At 73.5% G+C, this 2861-nt stretch carries 2 protein-coding genes; one reads left to right on the forward strand and one right to left on the reverse strand.

What is annotated here, in order from left to right; genetic code table 11:
- Positions 1-2252, reverse strand: a 2252-nt coding sequence (locus tag GT030_RS37175) for an AAA family ATPase (protein WP_161202532.1), incomplete at its 3' end; no start/stop codon positions are given.
- A 349-nt stretch (positions 2253-2601) separates the two neighbouring features.
- Here GT030_RS37175 and GT030_RS36650 point away from each other — a divergent pair.
- Positions 2602-2861: hypothetical protein (locus tag GT030_RS36650; protein ID WP_237522730.1), on the forward strand; the 260-nt coding region annotated here is incomplete at its 3' end.

Genomic DNA, 2861 nt, shown 5'->3' on the forward strand with positions numbered 1-2861 from the left:
GACAGGCGGGCCAGCGCCGCGTCGTGCGGGCAGCCGAGCCCGTCCCAGCAGGCCGCGGCGCCCGCCCAGTCGCCGGTCAGCTCCAGCGCGTAGGGTTCGGCGGCCGGCACCCGCGGGGGCGTCCCGCCGGCGCGGCGGATCCAGCAGGCCAGCGGGCCGGACAGCCAGGGTTGCGTACGCTCCGTCAACGCGGCCAGCCCGTTGCGTGCCTCCGTCTGGACCAGCTCGTGGTCACCGGCCAGCCAGGCCGCCTCCACCCGGGCCTCCCACCCCAGACCCGTGTCCAGCAGGCAGTCCGAGTCGACCAGGCCCGCCGCCTGGTCCAGCAGCGGCCACACCTGGTCCTTGCCCTGGCGGGCCCGCACCAGGCCCAGGACGGTCAGGGCCAGGGCCTCGCCGACCGGCGGTGAGCCGGGGTGGGACACGACCTGCTGCGCGGTGTCGGCGGCCTGGGTCCACAGGCCCCGGTTCAGCAGTCCCCAGCTGTCCCAGGCCCTCGCGCACAGCAGGTGGGGCAGCAGGTCGTGGTCGAGGAAGTAGGCTTCCGCCCGGCTCGCGGCCGCGGTGGTCCGGTCGGCATCATGCTGCAACGCGGCGAGCCGGCACAGGGCGAGCGCCAGGAAACCCGCGTCCACCGGCATATCCCGCGCCATCGCGCTGGACACCGCCCGCTCGCAGTCCTCCCACCCCGCCCCTTCGCTCAGCAGGCGGGCCGCCGCGGCATGGAAGTGCGCCTGGTCGGCCACCCCCGCGTCGCCGAAACGCTCGCCCAGAGCGGCCGCCTTCTCGGCGTAGGCGGCGGCCACCGCGACCCCGTCATGCTCGTGACAGGCCAACTGGCAGAGGTTCAGATACGCCCACGCCAACTCCCGGCTCGGCCGCAGCCCTTCGAGTACCCGCACTGCCTCCAGGCCGGTCTGCCTGGCCTCGGCGGTGCGCCCGGCCGGCCACAGCCAGCACGACAGCCAGCGCAGGTTCTCCCCCTCGCGCAGCCGGTCACCCAGTGCCCGGCGCAGCCGCACCGCCGTACGGCGGGACGTCACCCCCTCATCGAGTCGGCTGGACAGCAGACAGGCCTGAGAGTGGCCCTCCAGCAGAGAGGTCTGCTGGTCGGCCGGCAGGTCGTCGGCGTACCGCAGGGCGCGGGTGTACTGGGCGGCCGCTTCACGGTGGGCGCCCGACGCGGCGGCGTGGGCGGCCGCCGCGGGCGCGTACTCCAGCACGGCGGCCGCGTCCTCCGCGCCCTCGGAATGATCGGCCAGCAGCGCCAGGTCGTCCGCCGCGACCGGCCCGGACCGCATCAACGCCAGTGCCTGCCGGTGAACTCGCAGGCGGCGGGCCGCGGGTACGGCCTCCAGTACCGCCCGCCGGGTCAGCTCATGGCGGAACTCGGCCGTTCGCCCCTCGGTGCGGACGATGCCGCAGGCCACGGCCTCGTCGAGAGCCTCCTCCGGGGCCGGCAGGATGCCGGCCAGCAGCGGCAGCGAGACCCGGCGTCCGAGGACGGCCAGCACGTCGACCACCCGGCGCGCCGGGGCCGACAGGCCGGCCAGGCGGCCCGCGACGGCCTCGCGCACCGTGGCCGGGATGGGCTCGGCGGGGGCGGCCAGGATCGAGGTGACGATGAACGGGTTGCCGGCGGACACGCGGTACACCTGCTCGGCGTCCACGGCGTGTCCGGCGGCCAGCAGGGCCACGGCCCCGCGGCTCAGGGGGAGCAGGTCGTGGCGGTACACCCACGGATAACCGGCCAGGGTGCCGAGGAGGGCGGTCAGGTCGTGGGTCCGGCCGATCTCGTCGTCGCGGTAGGTGACCACCACCAGCGCCGGAACGCCGGGCAGGCGCCGGGTCAGATGGCGCAGCAGGTCCATCGTGGCCTCATCTGCCCAGTGGACGTCCTCCAGGACCAGCAGGCTCGGATAGGAACTCAGGTCGGCGAGCAGGCAGTCGAAGAGCTCGTCGGAACGGCAGGTGCCGGCCAGCGCCCCGGTCAGGGCGGTGCGCGCCGCAGCACCCAGGTTCGGGGCCAGGTCCGTCAGGGGGCCCAACGGGCGGGGAGTGGCCAGCGGATCACAAGCGCCCGAGAGGACCCGGACGTGGGGATCGGCCAGCCGGGCCAGCCGGTGAACAACGGCGGTCTTGCCGATGCCGGTCTCGCCCCGCACAAGGGCCAGGCGTCCCGGACCGCTCACTGCCACTTTCAGGTGGCCGGTGAGGTCCTGGAGAACGGCCTCTCGCTCTAGCAGGTCCATCACACGTCAGTTTCTCTCCGTGGCCGGAGCCGCGCAAAAGATCCAGCCCGATCCCAGCAGGTGGGCCGTCCGGGCGGTAATGCCCGGGTGCCGCGTCAGGACCTGGGGTGTGCCCCGAGTGGAAGTTGGGGTGTCCGCCCGATGCGCCGCCGGAGACAGCGGCGCATGCTGGTCGAGGAGTTCCAAACCCGGGCTCCCCCGCGCCTCCGGGAAAAGACTGTGGCGGTCCGCCGCGTCCTGATGTCCCGGAGTTGAGGCGGCTTGAGCTCCAGGGCTACGGAGAACGCCCTCCGTAATCGAATCGGGACCGCGAACCGGCCGTCCCGGTATTCCCCGGAAAGGAATCATCATGCAGAACTTCGCGAAGCGTGCGGCGCTGGTGACGGCATCGGCTGCCCTGGCTGCTGGGGGTGCCCTCACTCCCTCCTCCGCATTCGCCACCCCGGCGCCCACAGGAACTCACGCGACGACGCCGGACAAGCCGTGCCCGAAGGGGAAGAACTGCAAGATCAACCGTAACGCTCAGGGCCGCAACACCCAGGGCGGTGTCCAGGGCAGCGGTAGGGGGAACACGCAGGGTGGCGTGCAGGGTGGCGGCACCGGTAACAC

The organism is Streptomyces sp. SID1328, from assembly GCF_009865595.1.
GTDB classification, from domain to species: domain Bacteria; phylum Actinomycetota; class Actinomycetes; order Streptomycetales; family Streptomycetaceae; genus Streptomyces; species Streptomyces griseoluteus.